The organism is Streptomyces purpureus (assembly GCF_014648195.1).
GTDB lineage: Bacteria > Actinomycetota > Actinomycetes > Streptomycetales > Streptomycetaceae > Streptomyces > Streptomyces purpureus.
Genome location: NZ_BMQQ01000058.1, coordinates 1 through 12,448 on the forward strand (window position 1 = coordinate 1; position 12,448 = coordinate 12,448).

Here is a 12,448-nt window from a genome sequence, read left to right on the forward strand (position 1 = left end):
CAGTTGTTGATCGCGTTCGGGTTACCGCTGGACTCCCGCATGATGTTGCGGTGGATGCCCTCGTAGCTGCCCGGGATCTTGTGCTTCTTCATGATGTCGAGCGCCTCGCGGATCCAGCCGTCGAGGTTGTTCGGGTACACCGGCTTGCGCACGGCGGCGCGGCTGGCGGCGGCCTTGGCGGCGGCGCGCTTCTTGGCGTCGGCCTTCGCCTTGGCCACGGCCTTCGCCTTCGCGGCGGCCTTGGCCTTGGCCTGGGCGGCGGCCTTCGCCTTGGCGGCGGCCTCGACCTTGGCATCGGCCTCGGCACGGGCCATGCGGCTGACGGCGTCGTGCTGCTGGGTCAGGCTCTCGGTGACGGAGTTCTGGGCGGTGCCGGTGTTGGCCGCCCAGGCCACCTGGGTGGAGGCGAGTGCCTTGGTCTCGGTGTCCGCCGAGGCGCTGCCGGGGACGAGGGACAAGGTGACCGCGGCGGCGCCGGCGGCGGCGACGGCGGCGATCGAGACCTTGTGGGCCTTCTTCAGACGGCGGTTACCAGGAGTGAACGCGGACATGCGGGACTACCTCTTCGAAATCGCGGGAGTCGCTCAGGCCAGGGGCGGCGCAACGCCTACTCGGCGGCGACGGACGCAATTCTTAGCGGCAGCAAAATGCCGTGGCAAAGGTGTGACGTACGATCCCCGGTAGTGGATCAGGGCCCCCGCAGAAGGCCGCCCTGACCGGAGACAGACCCGCCCACACGGCCTTAATCCGGCCTTTAGGTCACCACTAGGGAGCTTCGTAAGTGACGTGGGTCCTATGTGCGGGCTCACATCGGGCAGGTGGCGACCTCACCATCCGTTGCGTCAGCAATGCGGAATGTAAGGCTCCTCATTCGGCAGGATGAGATGGATGTCGCCGAACTCGTGCCAGAGGTAGAGGCGGCCCAGCGCCTCGGTGTACGCCCGGGCCAGCGCCTGGGGCCCGGCCAGCGCCTCCAGCATCAGCAGATGCGAGGCCCGCGGCTCGTGCAGCCCGGTCAGCAACCCGTCCACCACCCGCACCCCACGGCCCGGCGTCACCACCAGATCCGTCCACCCCGACGCGGCCCGTACCACCCCGTCGGATCCCGCCGCCGACTCCAGCGCCCGTACCGCCGTCGTCCCCACCGCGACGATCCGCCCGCCACCGGCCCTCGCCGCGTTCACCAGCCGCGCGGTCGACCCCGGCACCTCGAACCGCTCCGGATACGGCGGCTCGTGCGCCTCCGCCGACGCCACCCCTGTATGCAGGGTCACCGGCGCGAACCCCACCCCCCGGCTCACCAGCTCCGCCACCATCCCCGCCGTGAACGGCCGCCCCGCACTCGGCATCTCCGCCGACCCCGCACCATCGGCCCGGGGGAGCGCGAAGACCGTCTGGTACGCGGCCAGCGGCTGGTCCCGGTCCGTGTACGCGTACCGGATCGGGCGCCCGTACCGCGCCAGCAGCGCCGGTACGTCCCCCTGGACCCCGGCCCACCACAGCCGCGCCCCGCCGGGCACCACAGGCCCCTCCAGCACCAGGGAGCTCCCGCCCGGCAGCCGCACCGCCGCCCCCGCGGGTCCTCCCGGCCGCGGCCGGGTGCTGCCCCGCCCGTCGGGGTCACGCAGCTCCACCGCCCAGCGCCCGTCGTCCCCTCGGGTCGAGAAGTGCACCACCACCGTGTGCCCCCGGCAGGCACCGTCCCCGCCCAGCCGGCCGGTCACGGCCGCCGGCAAGGTCGCCGACGTGTTCACCACGAGAACATCCCCGGCCCGCAGCAGCTTCGGCAGCTCCCGGAACGCGTGGTGACTCACGGCGGTCCCACGCGACACCAGGAGCCGTACGTCGTCCCGCCCCGCTCCCCGCTCCTCCGCGGGCACGCGCGCGGAGAGCCCCTCCGGCACCTGCAGCGTCTCCAGCACGCTCACCGCCCCGCCTCCTGCCCGGGCAGCCCCGGCCGACCGCCGGCCGCCCTCATCGCCCCGCCCCCACCAGCGACGGCGCCGCATACCGCCCGCTCGCCGGCCGCTCCTCCACCAGCCGTACGAACGCCGGCGCCACCGACTCCGGGCTCGGCCGGGGCGCGTCGTCGTCCGGGACCGCCGCCGCGTACAGATCCGTCCCCATGTCGCCCGGGTCCACCGCCCACACCCGCAGCCGGGGCTCCTCCACCGCGAGGACCGCCGCCAGATGGTCCAGCGCCGCCTTCGACGCCCCGTAACCACCCCACGTCTCGTACGCCTCCGCCGCCGCGTCCGAACTCACCACGATCACCGCCCCGGCATCGCTCGCCCGCAACAGCTCCAGCGACTCCTGCACCAGCCCCAGCGCTGCCACCACATTGGTCTCCAGCGCCACCCGCAGCCCCTCCAGAGGCAGTGCGTCCAGCCGCACCAGCGGCTCGGCGCCCAGGGCGCTGGCATTGCTCACCAGCAGGTCCACACCCCCCAGCTCCCGCGCCGCGGCTACCAGCGCCCGCCGGTGCGCCGGGTCCCGTACGTCCCCGGGCACCGCCACCACGCGCGTGCCCAGCCCCCGCATCCGCTCGGCGCTCGCCTCCAGCACCCCGGCCGACCGGGCGTCCAGCACCAGATCCCACCCGCGCCCCGCCAGCGCCGCGGCGACCGCCCGGCCCAGACCCTTCGAAGCCCCCGTGATGATCGCGACTGGCATGGCTTCCATCCCCTCGTACGTCGATGGAACCCAGCGTGTGACCCCGCCCCGCCCGGCCGCCTCGTCCACCGGACCCGGTCGGCCACCCCCCTTCGACCTAGGCCCAGGGCCCCAGGCCACGGCCGTCCCCGGTCGGATACGGACTGTCACACCCCGCCGGTACGGTGAACATATGAGCCATCGACCCCGCTCCGGACTGGCCGCCGTGAGCACCGCCCTGCTGGCGATGAGCAGGCATCTGGAGGTACGCGACGTCCTCAAGACGATCGTCGCCTCCGCCCGCGAGCTGCTCGACGCCGAGTACGCCGCGCTCGGCGTCCCCGACGACCACGGCGGCTTCGCCCAGTTCGTCGTCGACGGCGTCAGCGACGAGCAGTGGAAGGCCATCGGCCCACTCCCCAGGCAGCACGGCATCCTCGCCGCGATGCTCCACGACGCCCGGCCCGAGCGCCTGGCCGACGTCCGCAAGGACCCCCGATTCGAGGGCTGGCCCGATGCCCACCCGGACATGTCCGACTTCCTCGGCCTGCCCATCCGCGACGGCGACGAGATCATCGGCGCGCTCTTCCTCGCCAACAAAAGGTGCCCCAAGCCCGAAGGCGGCTGCGGTTTCACCGAGCAGGACGAAGAACTCCTCGGCATCCTCGCCCAGCACGCCGCCATCGCGCTCACCAACGCCCGGCTCTACGAACGCAGCCGCGAGCTCACCATCGCCGAGGAGCGCTCACGCCTCGCCCACGAGCTCCACGACGCCGTCAGCCAGAAACTCTTCTCGCTGCGCCTCACCGCCCAGGCCGCCGCCGCCCTGGTCGACCGCGACCCCGCCCGCGCCAAGGGCGAGCTCCAGCAGGTCGCCCGGCTCGCCGCCGAAGCCGCCGACGAGCTGCGCGCCGCCGTCGTCGAGCTGCGCCCCGCTGCCCTCGACGAAGACGGCCTCGTCGCCACGCTCCGCACCCACATCCAGGTCCTGGACCGCGCCCACACCGCCCGCGTCACCTTCGACAGCCATGGCATACGGGCCCTGCCCGCCGCCCAGGAGGAGGCCATGCTCCGGGTCGCCCAGGAGGCCCTGCACAATGCCCTGCGCCACTCGGCGGCCGACCACGTCGCCGTCAGCCTCGTCCGCCGCGGCCAAGGAGCCCTGCTGAGCATCACCGACAACGGCCAGGGCTTCGAGCCCCGCGCCGTCCGGCGGGCCGGCCGCCACCTCGGGCTGGTGTCCATGCGGCACCGCGCGAGCGGCGTCGGCGGCAGACTGACCGTGCAATCGGCGCCCGGGCAGGGCACCACGATCGAGATGGAGGTCCCCGGTGGCTGAGAAAGAAAGGGGCAGCGCGGAGCGCTTCGACAGAAGGGCGGTGGTGGGCGACGGGAGGGCCATTCGCGTGCTGCTGGTGGACGACCATCAGGTCGTCCGCCGCGGGCTGCGCACCTTCCTGGAGGTCCAGGACGACATCGAGGTCGTCGGAGAGGCGGGAGACGGCGCCGAAGGAGTCGCCCGCGCCGAGGAGCTCCGCCCCGACGTGGTCCTCATGGACGTCAAGATGCCCGGCATGGACGGCATCGAAGCCCTGCGCAAACTGCGCGAGCTGGCCAACCCGGCCAAGGTCCTCGTCGTCACCAGCTTCACCGAGCAGCGCACCGTCGTCCCCGCCCTGCGCGCCGGAGCCTCCGGGTACGTCTACAAGGACGTCGACCCCGACGCCCTCGCCGGCGCCATCCGCTCCGTCCACGCCGGACACGTCCTCCTCCAGCCCGAGGTCGCCGGAGCCCTCCTCTCCCAGGAGGACAGCCCGAGCGGTACGGGCCGCGGGAACACCCTCACCGAACGGGAGCGGGAAGTCCTCGGCCTCATCGCCGACGGACGCTCCAACCGGGAGATCGCCCGGGCCCTGGTCCTCTCCGAGAAGACCGTCAAGACACACGTCTCGAACATCCTCATGAAGCTGGACCTGGCCGACCGCACCCAGGCCGCGCTCTGGGCGGTCAGACATGGGCTGACGACCTGACGAAGGGCTGATACAGAAAACGGCTCTCCGGTCAGAGATTCATACCGTCGGGTGTATGTCACCCACCTGGCGTATCCCCTGCGGCGCGGGAGCGTTCTTCATGGCGTGCCGCGGTGATTGGCCGCGGCGATGACCAGGAGGAACTTGAAGTGAAGAACCTGAAGAAGGCCGCCGCCGTAGCCATGGTCGCCGGAGGCATCGTCGCCGCGGGTGCCGGCGCCGCCGCCGCCCACGGCGCGCACGCCGACGGCCTGGCCAAGAACTCGCCCGGCGTCCTCTCCGGCAACCTGGTCCAGGCCCCCGTCGACGTCCCGGTGAACGCCACCGGCAACAGCGTCAACGTGATCGGCGTCCTGAACCCCGCGTTCGGCAACTCCAGCGTCAACCACTGACGCTCCCCCCACCACGACCGGCCCCCACCACTCCCCGGGGGCCGGTTTGTGGTTTTCGGGGCTCGGCGGCCTCAGCGAACCTCAGGACGCGGTGATCGTCAGCCGCGTTCCCGCTCGCGCTCCTCCACCCACGCGTTGTACGCCGCCACCTGCGCCCGCCGCGCCACCCGCTCCACCGGCCGCAGCGCCGCCCCCCGCGCCGCCATCTCCGAGGCACTCACCGCGCCCCCATGACCGTGGCCGGACGCCAGCGAGATCAGCAGCCCCACCCGCTGGGCCAGCTCCAGGACCCGTACCGCCCGCCCCGGATACCCCGGCGCCAGCACTTCACGGCCCGCCGAGGCCTCCGCCCGCGCCCGGTACGCGTCCCGCGCCGCGTCCGCCACCGGACCCGAGCCGGCCACGTCCAGCCGCGTCAGCGCCTCGGTCGCCTCCCGCAGGGCCTCCGCCAGCTCCCGCTCCGCCTCCCCGAGCGACGGCACGTCCGCCGGGGGAGCCTCCCGCACCGGCAGGCAGCGCCAGACGACCTCCACATGGACGTCGCCCTCGGGCCCCGCCTCGGACACCTCCGGCACCAGCCCGTACGGCGCGCCGAAACCGACCACCGCCTCCTCGGCCTCCAGCGCGGCCGCGTTGAACTCCGGCGGTCCGCTCAGCCCGAGCGGATGTCCCGGCGCCGGCAGCGCGACCCGGTAGCCGGTGATCCCCAGCCGTCGCAGCCGCCCCAGGGCCAGTGTCAGCCCGACCGGCCCCGGCTCGCCGGGCAACCCCTCCACCCGGTGCACCGCGTCCTCCCCGACGATCGCGGTCGCCGCGTCATCAGGTGATACAAATCCGGCCAACAGGGCATTTCCCCAAGCGGCCAACCGTCCTGAGCGTGGTTCAGAGAGCATGGACCCAGCCTAGGCACCCGCCCTACGCACCGGCCTCCTCGACCGGTGGCGTAGGTTTTCCCTCGGAGCTGCGCCTGCAGGCGCACCGACGACGACTCGACCGCAAGGGGAGACAACGCGCTCATGAGCGATGTACTGGAGCTGGTGGACGTATCCGTGGTCCGCGACGGACGCGCTCTGGTGGACGATGTCTCCTGGTCGGTCAAGGAAGGCGAGCGCTGGGTCATCCTCGGCCCCAACGGCGCCGGCAAGACCACCCTGCTCAACATCGCCTCCAGCTATCTCTTCCCGTCCAGCGGCACCGCCCGGATCCTCGACGAGCAGCTCGGCAAGGTCGACGTCTTCGACCTGCGCCCCCGCATCGGCATGGCCGGCATCGCCATGGCCGACAAGCTGCCCAAGCGCCAGACGGTCCTGCAGACCGTCCTCACCGCCGCGTACGGCATGACCGCCACCTGGCACGAGGACTACGACGCCGTCGACGAGGACCGCGCCCGCGCCTTCCTCGACCGCCTCGGCATGACCGAGTTCCTGGACCGCAAGTTCGGCACCCTCTCCGAGGGCGAGCGCAAGCGCACCCTCATCGCCCGCGCGATGATGACCGACCCCGAGCTCCTCCTCCTCGACGAGCCCGCCGCCGGCCTCGACCTCGGCGGCCGCGAGGACCTGGTCCGCCGCCTCGGCCGGCTCGCCCGCGACCCGTACGCCCCCTCCATGATCATGGTCACCCACCATGTCGAGGAGATCCCGCCGGGCTTCACCCACGTCCTGATGATCCGTCAGGGCAAGGTGCTCGCCAACGGCCCCATGGAGACCGAGCTCACCTCCCGCAACCTGTCACGCTGCTTCGGCCTGCCGCTCGTCGTCGAGCACGTCGGCGACCGCTACACCGCCCAGGGCCTCCCGCTCGCCTGACCCGGCGCACCCGAGTCTGCGCGCCCGACCTCAGGGGCTTCGCGCCCTGTCCGAGCACCGACAAGCCGCCTACCATGACGATGTGGACATCGACGCATGGGTCTGGTGGCTGATCGGCGCGGTGGGACTCGGCATCCCGCTCGTCCTGACCGCGATGCCGGAGTTCGGGATGCTCTCCGTCGGCGCCGTCGCAGGCGCCGTCACCGCCGCGCTCGGCTTCGGCGTCGTCGCCCAAGTCGTCGTCTTCGCCGCGGTGTCGGTCGCGCTGATCGCGGTCGTACGCCCCATCGCCGCCCGCCACCGCGACGGGCGGCCCGGCATCGCCACCGGCATCGACGCCCTGAAAGGCCGTCAGGCCGTCGTCCTGGAACGGGTCGACGGCCACGGAGGCCGCATCAAACTCGCGGGCGAGATCTGGTCCGCCCGCTCCCTCGACGGGGAGCAGACCTTCGAACCGGGCCAGCAGGTGGACGTCGTGGAGATCGACGGAGCCACCGCCGTCGTGATGTGACCGAACCCTCCGATCGGTGCACGCGCGCCTCCGCCATCTGGAAAAATCGATGATCGTAATCATCCGGCAGCGAAGGGCTCGGGGAACACGATGCCATCAGTCATCATCGTCCTGATCATTCTGGTGGTGCTTGTCTTCATCGCACTGATCAAGACGATCCAGGTCATCCCTCAGGCCAGCGCCGCGATCGTGGAACGCTTCGGCCGCTACACCCGCACACTCAACGCGGGCCTGAACATCGTCGTCCCCTTCATCGACTCCATCCGCAACCGCATCGACCTGCGCGAACAGGTCGTCCCCTTCCCGCCCCAGCCGGTGATCACCCAGGACAACCTGGTCGTCAACATCGACACCGTCATCTACTACCAGGTGACCGACGCCCGCGCCGCCACGTACGAAGTCGCCAGCTACATCCAGGCGATCGAGCAGCTGACCGTCACCACCCTGCGCAACATCATCGGCGGCATGGACCTGGAACGGACCCTCACCTCCCGCGAGGAGATCAACGCGGCCCTGCGCGGCGTGCTCGACGAGGCCACCGGCAAGTGGGGCATCCGCGTCAACCGCGTCGAGCTCAAGGCCATCGAGCCGCCGACCTCCATCCAGGACTCGATGGAGAAGCAGATGCGCGCCGACCGCGACAAGCGCGCCGCCATCCTCACCGCCGAGGGCATCCGTCAGTCCCAGATCCTCACCGCCGAAGGCGAGAAGCAGTCCGCCATCCTCCGCGCCGAAGGTGAGGCCAAGGCCGCCGCCCTGCGCGCCGAGGGCGAAGCCCAGGCCGTCCGTACGGTCTTCGAGGCCATCCACGCCGGAGACCCGGACCAGAAGCTGCTCTCGTACCAGTACCTCCAGATGCTCCCCAAGATCGCCGAGGGGGACGCCAACAAGCTCTGGATCGTGCCCAGCGAGATCGGCGACGCCCTCAAGGGCCTCTCCGGCGCCTTTGGCAACCTCGGCGGCGGAACCCCCGGCTTCAACACCGGCGGCAAGGGTCCCTCGGCCGGCACCGAGCGCCGCGAAGAACCCCCGGTCGACTGAGTCCCGTTGATCCGGTGACCAGTTGATCCGGAGCCGTTGACTGTGCCGTACAACGGTCGTGCATGATCAGTGAGGCCCCCCGACCTCCATGGCGGGGAGGCGTCTCACTGATTGTGTAAGGAGATGGCTTTGTCCATCTGGGAAGCTCTCGCGGTCCTGGCAGCCGGAATCGGCGCCGGAACCATCAACACGATCGTCGGCTCAGGCACCCTCATCACCTTCCCCGTGCTGCTCGCCACCGGTCTCCCGCCGATCACGGCCAACGTGTCCAACTCCCTCGGCCTGGTCCCCGGATCCATCAGCGGAGCCATCGGCTACCGCCGCGAACTGAAAGACCAGACCCGCCGCGTCCTCCGCCTCGGCGGCACGGCACTCCTCGGCGGCCTCCTCGGCGCGATCCTGCTCCTCGCCCTGCCGTCCGACGCGTTCGACACGATCGTCCCCGTCCTGATCGGCCTCGCGCTCGTCCTCGTCCTCCTCCAGCCCCGCATCGCCGCCGCCGTCAAGCGCCGCCGCGAGGCCACCGGTACCGATGCCCACCCCGACGGCGGCATCGCTCTCCTCGCCGGCCTCCTCCTCGCCAGCGCGTACGGCGGCTACTTCGGCGCCGCCCAAGGAGTCCTCTATCTCTCCCTGATGGGCCTGCTCCTCCACGACAGCATCCAGCGCATCAACGCCGTCAAGAACATCCTCAGCGCCGTCGTCAACGGCGTCGCCGCCGTCTTCTTCCTCTTCGTCGCCGAATTCGACTGGACCGCCGTCCTCCTCATCGCCGTCGGCTCCACCATCGGCGGCCAGATCGGCGCCAAGGTCGGCCGCCGCCTCCCGCCCGCCGTACTACGCGGAGTGATCATCGCCGTCGGCATCGTCGCGATCCTCCAGCTCACCCTCAAGTAGCCCCCGCACAAAGCGGTGAGCCCGCCCTCGTACGAGGACGGGCTCACCGCACAGCACAAACCCCCCGGCCTACGCCGCCGGGGCAGCCCCCGAAGCCAGCCACTCCGGCAGCGCGGACCGGTCACCGGCCGCCAGCGACAGCAGCATCGCATCCGCCGGAGACGGCACGAACGGCTCCCGCAGCAACGGCATCCCCGCCTGCTCCGGCGTACGGTCCGCCTTGCGGTGGTTGTCCTCCGCACACGACGCCACCGTGTTCAGCCAGCTGTCCGCACCACCCTGCGCCCGCGGCACCACATGGTCCACGGTCGTCGCCCGCCTGCCGCAGTACGCGCACCGGTGCTGGTCCCGTACCAGCACACCCCGCCTCGACCACGGCGCCTGTCTTCGGAACGGCACCCGGACGTACCGGCAGAGCCTGATCACCCTCGGCACCGGAAGATCCACGGCGGCGGCACGCACACGCAGCTCGGGATGCTCCTGCTCGACGACGGCCTTGTCCTGGAGTACCAGCACCACCGCACGGTTGAGCGTCACCGTCGACAGTGGCTCGAAGCTCGCGTTCAGTACCAGCGTGTCCCGCACTGTGCCCACCTCCCGTGTGCCGGCCCGGCCCTCGTGGCGGGCCTGGGGCTTGGATCAACTCTGGCCGGGCGGGCCGGGTTGGACAACGCAATAAAAAAGTGCCCGCTCCTGATCTCTCCAAGACCAGAAGCGGGCAAACAAAAAGCGAACGTCAGCTCTACGCCAGGGACGCGTACTCACCGATCAGTTGGGCCCGACCCAGCGAGTGGAACCGCAGATGGAACCCGACCACAGCCGGCGACGCATCCGCGTCCGGCCCGATCTTCTCGCTGTCCACCGCATACACGGTGAAGACATAACGGTGGTTTTCACCCTCGGGCGGCGCCGCACCGCCGAAGTCCTTCGACCCGTAGTCGTTGCGGACATGCACCGCACCCGACGGCAGCCCTTTGAACTCCCCGCTACCCGCGCCCGTCGGCAGCTCGGTCACCGACGCCGGAATGTCGAAGAGCACCCAGTGCCAGAACCCGCTACCGGTCGGCGCGTCCGGATCGAAGCAGGTCACCGCGAAGCTCTTCGTCTCCGCAGGGAACCCCTCCCACCGCAGATGCGGCGACGTGTTCCCCTCCGCGTACACCTGCGCGTCCGACAGCACGGCACCCGGCTTGAGGTCGTCACTCACCACCGTGAACGACGGCACCGGCGGGTGGAAGTCATGAGGGAGCGGCGCCCTCTTCACCTCGGCCACGTAAGAACCTCCGATTCGTCCGATCTCCAGCCCGCAGCCTAGAGCCAGTTGCGCTTTCCGCCGACGTCGGCGAGCCACTGGTTGAGGTACGCGGCCCAGTCGGTGGACTGAAAGTCGGTCAGACCGACCTTGAACGAGCGGAACGAGTCACTGCCCTCGCTGAACAGCCCCGGCTTCTTGTCCATCTCCAGGACGACGTCCATCTCACGATCGTCCGCGACAAAACTGACCTCGACCTGGTTCAGCCCGCGGTACTGCTGCGGCGGGAAGAACTCGATCTCCTGGTAGAAGGGCAGCCGCTGACGCGTCCCCCGGATGTGCCCGCGCTCCATGTCGGCGCTCTTGAAGCGGAAGCCCAGCTGGACGAAGGCGTCCAGGATGGCCTGCTGCGCCGGCAGCGGGTGCACGTTGATCGGGTCCAGGTCGCCCGAGTCGACCGCGCGCGCGATCTCCAGCTCGGTCGTCACACCGATGTGCATCCCGTGCAGCTGCTGCCCGGCGATGCACGTGACCGGGGTCTCCCACGGGATCTCGAGACCGAACGGCACCACATGCACCGCCCCGGCCTTCACCTCGAACGCGCCCCCAAGGCGCACCTTGGTGAACTCGATGTCCTGCTTGACCTCCTGCTCACCACCCTCGACCTCGACCCGCGCCTGCAGACCGACCGAGAGCGCCTCGATCTGCTGGTCGACCGAGCCGCCCTGGATCCGCACCTCGCCCTGGACGACCCCACCGGGAACGACGTTCTCCTCGGTGAGCACCGTCTCGACGGACGCGCCGCCTGCGCCCAGGCTCGCGAGCAGCTTCTTGAAGCCCATGTCCACTCCTTCTTGGTCCTGACCCCTACATACGCGCCACGACCGTAGCCGGTTCCCTGCCGCTCCCCAGTACCCTCGGACGCCATGATCGAGCGCCCCGACCGTACGCCGCTGCCCCGGGACTTCTTCGACCGCCCCGTCCTGGAGGTCGCACCCGACCTGCTTGGCCGCACCCTGGTACGCAGAACGGATGACGGACCCATCGAGCTCCGCATCACCGAGGTCGAGGCCTACGCGGGCGAGCTCGACCCCGGCTCCCACGCCTTCCGCGGCCGTACGGCCCGCAACGCCGTGATGTTCGGACCCCCCGGCCACGCCTACGTCTACTTCACCTACGGCATGTGGCACTGCCTGAACCTGGTGTGCGGCCCGGAGGGACGGGCGAGCGGTGTGCTGCTGCGCGCGGGGGAGGTACAGGTGGGCGCGGACCTGGTCCGCCCCCGTCGAATCTCGGCCCGTAACGACAAGGAACTGGCCAAAGGCCCGGCCCGCCTCGCCACCGCCCTCGCCGTCGACCGCACCCACGACGGCACGGACGTCTGCGCCGGTCCGGACGGACTCCTCTCCGTCCTTACGGGCGCCCCGCCCACCCCTGAACAGGTACGCAACGGCCCGCGCACGGGCGTGGGCGGCGACGGCGCCAACCACCCCTGGCGCTACTGGATCGACGGCGACCCCACAGTGAGCCCCTACCGGGCCCACACCCCGCGCCGCAGGGCAACTTGACTCCCCCTCCCGAGCCGCCTAACGTAGCCCGAGCCGCTTGAGACGGGCCGTGCTGTTCAGCACCCCGGAAGCGGCCATCCACTACCTACGACGAACCCAAACGGGTGCGGATTTCGGCATGCCGGAATTCGATTCGGGAGACTCGATTATGAGTCGCCAGGGAAATCGGCTAAAGTAGTGGACACGCCGAAAGGCAAAGGCCCCCAACGGCCACCGGAAACGAAATCCGAACCGGAAACGGAACGGAAAAAGGATCTGGTAAGGTTGGAAACACGAAAGACCGAAGGGAAGCGCCCG

At 70.6% G+C, this 12,448-nt stretch carries 15 protein-coding genes; 8 read left to right on the top strand and 7 right to left on the bottom strand.

Going from position 1 to position 12,448, the window contains the following annotated elements:
- From IEZ01_RS33945 to IEZ01_RS33955, 3 genes are all read right to left on the bottom strand, one after another.
- Window positions 1-551, bottom strand: a 551-nt coding sequence (locus IEZ01_RS33945) for a lytic transglycosylase (RefSeq protein ID WP_189205612.1), incomplete at its 3' end; no start/stop codon positions are given.
- Window positions 552-842: 291 nt separating this feature from the next.
- Window positions 843-1,928, bottom strand: coding sequence for an S-adenosylmethionine:tRNA ribosyltransferase-isomerase (locus tag IEZ01_RS33950; RefSeq protein ID WP_189205614.1), 1,086 nt, complete (start codon window positions 1,926-1,928; stop codon window positions 843-845).
- Window positions 1,929-1,974: 46 nt separating this feature from the next.
- Complete coding sequence (locus IEZ01_RS33955) at window positions 1,975-2,673, bottom strand: SDR family NAD(P)-dependent oxidoreductase (protein ID WP_189205616.1); 699 nt, start codon at window positions 2,671-2,673, stop codon at window positions 1,975-1,977.
- Window positions 2,674-2,845: 172 nt separating this feature from the next.
- On the opposite strand from IEZ01_RS33955, the gene IEZ01_RS33960 reads away from it, so the two are divergent.
- From IEZ01_RS33960 to IEZ01_RS33970, 3 genes are all read left to right on the top strand, one after another.
- On the top strand, window positions 2,846-3,991 hold the full coding sequence (locus tag IEZ01_RS33960) for a GAF domain-containing sensor histidine kinase (RefSeq protein WP_189205618.1): 1,146 nt from the start codon (window positions 2,846-2,848) through the stop codon (window positions 3,989-3,991).
- A 43-nt stretch (window positions 3,992-4,034) separates the two neighbouring features.
- Window positions 4,035-4,682, top strand: a complete 648-nt coding sequence (locus tag IEZ01_RS33965; RefSeq protein ID WP_028797375.1) for a response regulator — start codon at window positions 4,035-4,037, stop codon at window positions 4,680-4,682.
- A gap of 149 nt (window positions 4,683-4,831) precedes the next feature.
- Window positions 4,832-5,074, top strand: coding sequence for a chaplin (locus IEZ01_RS33970; RefSeq protein WP_019885200.1), 243 nt, complete (start codon window positions 4,832-4,834; stop codon window positions 5,072-5,074).
- Between the two features lie 98 nt (window positions 5,075-5,172).
- Here IEZ01_RS33970 and IEZ01_RS33975 read toward each other — a convergent pair whose 3' ends face one another.
- Window positions 5,173-5,967, bottom strand: coding sequence for an Rv1486c family protein (locus tag IEZ01_RS33975; RefSeq protein ID WP_028797374.1), 795 nt, complete (start codon window positions 5,965-5,967; stop codon window positions 5,173-5,175).
- Between the two features lie 123 nt (window positions 5,968-6,090).
- On the opposite strand from IEZ01_RS33975, the gene IEZ01_RS33980 reads away from it, so the two are divergent.
- From IEZ01_RS33980 to IEZ01_RS33995, 4 genes are all read left to right on the top strand, one after another.
- Window positions 6,091-6,882, top strand: a complete 792-nt coding sequence (locus IEZ01_RS33980; RefSeq protein WP_019885198.1) for an ABC transporter ATP-binding protein — start codon at window positions 6,091-6,093, stop codon at window positions 6,880-6,882.
- 82 nt (window positions 6,883-6,964) lie between these two features.
- A complete protein-coding gene (locus IEZ01_RS33985) occupies window positions 6,965-7,393 on the top strand; it encodes an NfeD family protein (RefSeq protein ID WP_019885197.1) in 429 nt (142 codons plus the stop codon).
- A 90-nt stretch (window positions 7,394-7,483) separates the two neighbouring features.
- The gene (locus IEZ01_RS33990) at window positions 7,484-8,434 is read left to right on the top strand and encodes an SPFH domain-containing protein (RefSeq protein WP_019885196.1); all 951 of its coding nucleotides are present in this window, start codon (window positions 7,484-7,486) and stop codon (window positions 8,432-8,434) included.
- 123 nt (window positions 8,435-8,557) lie between these two features.
- A complete protein-coding gene (locus tag IEZ01_RS33995) occupies window positions 8,558-9,331 on the top strand; it encodes a sulfite exporter TauE/SafE family protein (protein WP_189205620.1) in 774 nt (257 codons plus the stop codon).
- A gap of 69 nt (window positions 9,332-9,400) precedes the next feature.
- Here IEZ01_RS33995 and IEZ01_RS34000 read toward each other — a convergent pair whose 3' ends face one another.
- From IEZ01_RS34000 to IEZ01_RS34010, 3 genes are all read right to left on the bottom strand, one after another.
- Complete coding sequence (locus IEZ01_RS34000; RefSeq protein WP_019885194.1) at window positions 9,401-9,916, bottom strand: HNH endonuclease; 516 nt, start codon at window positions 9,914-9,916, stop codon at window positions 9,401-9,403.
- A 157-nt stretch (window positions 9,917-10,073) separates the two neighbouring features.
- Window positions 10,074-10,604 carry a YbhB/YbcL family Raf kinase inhibitor-like protein gene (locus tag IEZ01_RS34005; RefSeq protein WP_019885193.1) on the bottom strand — a complete coding sequence of 177 codons (531 nt, stop codon included), beginning with the start codon at window positions 10,602-10,604 and terminating at the stop codon, window positions 10,074-10,076.
- Between the two features lie 38 nt (window positions 10,605-10,642).
- Entirely contained in the window at window positions 10,643-11,425 is a 783-nt protein-coding gene (locus IEZ01_RS34010; RefSeq protein ID WP_019885192.1) for a sporulation protein, read from the bottom strand.
- 84 nt (window positions 11,426-11,509) lie between these two features.
- On the opposite strand from IEZ01_RS34010, the gene IEZ01_RS34015 reads away from it, so the two are divergent.
- Window positions 11,510-12,151, top strand: a complete 642-nt coding sequence (locus IEZ01_RS34015) for a DNA-3-methyladenine glycosylase (protein WP_189205622.1) — start codon at window positions 11,510-11,512, stop codon at window positions 12,149-12,151.
- Window positions 12,152-12,448 lie beyond the last annotated feature (297 nt).